The sequence below is a fragment of the Mesorhizobium sp. M5C.F.Ca.IN.020.32.2.1 genome, from assembly GCF_004023105.1.
GTDB classification, from domain to species: domain Bacteria; phylum Pseudomonadota; class Alphaproteobacteria; order Rhizobiales; family Rhizobiaceae; genus Mesorhizobium; species Mesorhizobium wenxiniae.
The window spans coordinates 1-4,169 of record NZ_RZSX01000579.1; the positions used below are offsets into that span (position 1 = coordinate 1).

The following is a 4,169-nucleotide window of genomic DNA, read 5'->3' on the forward strand; positions in this document are numbered from 1 at the left end:
CTCGCGCGGCGCATCTTCGTCTGGAAGGTGCTCGGCACGGGAAGCCGGCGCGGACCAGATCGGAGGCCTGCGCTGCTTTGTCGCGATTGATGCGGACGCGTCCGGCCACCACCAGCTTCGCTGCAAGCGAGCGCGATTTCACCGCACGCGAAAAGAACAGCCATTTGTCGATGCGCTGGCGGGCATCAGCGACCATCGGAGCGAGCGAACCTACTTCTTCAGCTGGTCGCGCAACGCGGCGAGCTTGGCGAAGGGGGAATCCGGGTCGAAGCGCACGGGACGCTCCTCGCGCGGCTTCGGCTGGAACGCGGGTTTTCCACCGGGCGCGCCACCCTTGCCCTCCGGCCTGCCGCCCTTCCAGTCGGGCCGGCTTTCGCGACGATCGGAACGCTCGCCCTGCGGCTTGCCGTCGCGCCGCTCTCCCGTCTCGCCCTGGGGCTTGGGCTTGAACTTGCTGCGGTCGAAGCGCGGTTTGCCGGCGCCGTCGCGGCGTCCTTCATGGGCGGGCCGGCTGCCTGGAGCGCCGACCGGTTGTCCGCCGGTGGCATCTGCCGGTGCGTCGCCACGGCCATCGCGCGCGGCTTGCCCGTTGCGCGGGCGCTTGTCCCTATCAAGGGGCCGGTTGTCATGGTGGCGGTGGCGCGGGCGCTGGTCGAAGCGGCCCTGCCGCCACAACAGAATGGGCTTTGGTTCCTCGGCTTCTTTCTCGGCCTGGGGAGCAGCCTCGCCAGTGGCGGCTTCCGCCGTCGCGGCAGGTTCGGCCGACACTGCTTCCGTTGCAGGCGAGGCTTCGGAGGCCGGCTCCGCCGATGCGACTTCAACTTCGGCGGTTTCGAGTTCGGCCTCTGGCTGAGCCGCTGATACCGGAGGCGCTTCGGCTGCGGCTTCGGCTGCAGGCAGCTCCTCTTCCGTGATCTCAGCCGGAGTTTCCCGCTGAGCTTTCGCGACAGGCTCCGCTTCACCTTCGGTGGAGGGTTCCGCAGGGGCTTCGGCCGTGGCTTTTGCCACTGCATCCGGCTCAGAACTCCCGGCCGGCGCCTCGGCGGCTGCGTCCGCAATCGCGGCTTCGGCTGCCTTGGCCTGCTCGGCTTGTTCTTCCGCCGCCTGCTTGGCCGCGGCGGCTTCGCGCGCGGCATTGTCCTGTGCCTCGAGCCGCGCCCTCACCTCGACCGCCGGCTTCGGCTCTGCCCGGTAGCCGAGGCCTTTCAAAATCTCTTCCATGTCGTCGGCCGTGGCGCCGAGGATCGACATCATCGGCGGCGTCACCATGAAGGACTGACCATCATAGGCGCCGTCGGGGCGCTGGCCCAGGCCCGGCTTCCAATTGGTTGCGGGCCGGATCAGGTCGGCCAGCCGTTCAAGGATGTCGACGCGCACCGCGCGACGGCCGAGATTGCGGTAGCCGGCCAGCTTGTAGAAGGTCTTGTCGAACGTGGGATCGATGACCATCGAGGTGCGGCCGGAGGCCAGCGCGTGAACCACGTCGCCAAAGCCGGGCTTGTCCTTGCCGTCGCTCCTCAGCGCCCACAACAGCGTCACCAGTCCAGCCGGGGCGGGCTTGATCAGCGCGGGCACGAAGACGTGGTAGGCGCCGAAGCGCACGCCGAGTCGGCGAAGGGCGGCGCGGCCTTCCTGGTCGAGCGACTTCATCTCCTCGGCGATGTCACGGCGGTTGATGAGGCCGAAATGCTCGACGAGCTGGAAGGCGATGCCACGGCCGATGCCGGTGATCTGCTCGGCGTTCTTGAGGTCGACCAGCGGCTTCAGCAGGGACTCGATCTGGAAATTTACGAAGCGCTCGGCGCGGGCCGCGACCTTATCGCGGGCGGGTCCGGTGAGCTGCTCGTCGGCCAGCAGCACAAGGCGCGGCTTCAGCGGCTCGTCGCCTGCTACCAGCGTGCCGATCGGCGCGCCGATCCAGCGCAACGTGCCGTCGGAGCCGAGCGCGATGTCGCCGTTGCCCGAGGCGCCGAAGCGTTCGGCCCGCGCCTCGAATTCGGCTGCAAGCGCCTTCTGGGCTGCTGCACGCACCGCCTTGGCGTCCTCGCCGCCGGCGCTTTGGTCGGCGGTGAAGCGGAACCCCTGCAACTCGCCGACATGATGGCCTTCGACGAGGACGGTTCCGGTTGGGCTGATTTCGGCTTCAGGCATGGTATTTTCTCTAAGGCGCCGCATGAGGACGGAAGTCCTGCGGTCTACGAAGCGTTTCGTCAACCGCTCATGCAGCGCATCCGACAATCTGTCTTCGATTTCGCGTGTCTTTTCCTGCCAGTGTGCCTGATCGGCCAGCCAGCCGGGCCGGTTGGAAACGAACGTCCAGGTGCGGATCTGGGCGATCCGGTGCGACAGCGTGTCGATGTCGCCCTCGGTGGTGTCGGCACGGCGCACCTGCTCGGCCATGTAGTTCTCGTCGACATGGCCATGCCTGGCAAGGTCCATGTAGATCGAGGCGATCAGGTCGGCATGCTGGGCTGGCGCGATCTTCCTGTAGTCGGGAAGGGCGCAGGCCTCCCACAACAGCGCCACGCGCCTGGCGTCGGTGGCAAGCGCCCGAATGTCCTCGTCGCGGGACAGGTGCTCGAGCGCCTGCGCATCCACCGCCGGCAGCGCGCGCGTCAGGCCTTCAACCGGGGCGTTGGTCTCGATCGAGCGCTTCAGCGCGTCGAGGTTGGCGAAATCGAAACGCGCGGTGCGCCATTGCAGCACCTTCACCGGGTCGAAATCATGCGCTTCGATCTTCTTGACCAGTTCCTCATCCAGTGGATCGACCTGGCCGGTGACGCCGAAGGTTCCGTCGCGCATGTGCCGGCCGGCGCGGCCGGCGATCTGGCCGAGTTCGGCCGCCGTCAGATTGCGGTACTGGTAGCCGTCGAATTTGCGGTTCTGTGCGAAGGCGACATGATCGAGATCGAGGTTGAGGCCCATGCCGATCGCATCGGTCGCGATCAGATAATCGACATCACCCGATTGGAACAGCGCCACCTGCGCGTTGCGGGTGCGGGGCGATAGCGCACCGAGCACGACGGCCGCACCGCCCTGCTGGCGGCGGATCAGTTCGGCGATCGCATAAACCTCGTCGGCGGAAAAGGCGACGATCGCCGTACGTCGCGGCAAGCGGGTGAGCTTCTTCGAGCCGGCATAGGCGAGATGCGACAGCCGTGGCCGCGTCACCACGGACACGCCCTTCAGCAGACGCTGGAGGATGCCGTGCATGGTGGCCGCACCCAGCAGCAGTGTCTCCTGGCGGCCGCGCAGATGCAGGATGCGGTCGGTGAAGATGTGGCCGCGCTCGAGATCGCCGGCCAGCTGAACCTCGTCGATGGCAACGAACGCGGCGTCGGTCTCGCGCGGCATTGCTTCCACCGTACAGACCGAATATCTGGCGCCGTCGGGCTGGATCTTCTCCTCGCCGGTGATGAGCGCTACCTTGTGAGCGCCGACCTTCTCGCAGACGCGTGTATAAACCTCGCGGGCGAGGAGCCTGAGCGGCAGGCCGATAATGCCGCTTTCATGCGCCACCATGCGCTCGATGGCGAGATGGGTCTTACCGGTGTTGGTCGGCCCGAGCACGGCGGTCACGTCGCGGCCCGACAGGATCAGCGGTTCAGTGTGTTTCGGCTGGATGTTCATCGACCTGGAAATAAGGCTCTCTGCCTCGCGTTGTCGGGAGCGCGCCCCGTGCTGGCGCGTGTGACAAGCGACACATAGGGATTTCGGGCGCGAAGCGAAAGCGGAATGTTCCGACGGCAGCTCGAAGGCTCCCCTCAGCTTCGATAATCTGTTCCGATTAGACAGTAGGGCGTTCCGATTTAACAGTTGGAACGAGTCTGGAACGAATCGGCTACGAATCGCTGACTCGCGCGGATTCAGGGTTTGTTCACGGCTACATCTGGATTTTTCGCCGGCGAGTCTCACCACATGCTGAATCGCCGAAATGGCCCGTTTCATGCAGGGCTGACTCGCCGTTAACCTTTGCCGATGAACGATCGACAGCAGGTCGGCGGGTGTCATCCAACATTTTGAAATTATTAATCTTTCCTAACGCGTCTTAACCATTTGGGGATGTTTTCAGCCTTTTGTCGTTAACCTTCCGCTCAAAGCCGGAACGAAACGGCGACGAATCAGCGCTGGCGGGAGTTTCCCGGTTTGTTCACCCCAATATGTAGTGT

Annotated in this window: 2 protein-coding genes; both read right to left on the bottom strand. The window is 65.4% G+C overall.

What is annotated here, in order from left to right; genetic code table 11:
- Positions 1 to 196 (bottom strand): S4 domain-containing protein (locus EOA86_RS24675; RefSeq protein WP_281035692.1); only part of this gene is annotated, 196 nt, incomplete at its 3' end.
- A 14-nt stretch (positions 197 to 210) separates the two neighbouring features.
- On the bottom strand, positions 211 to 3,630 hold the full coding sequence (locus tag EOA86_RS24680) for a helicase-related protein (RefSeq protein WP_128344059.1): 3,420 nt from the start codon (positions 3,628 to 3,630) through the stop codon (positions 211 to 213).
- Between the last annotated feature and the right edge of the window lie 539 nt (positions 3,631 to 4,169).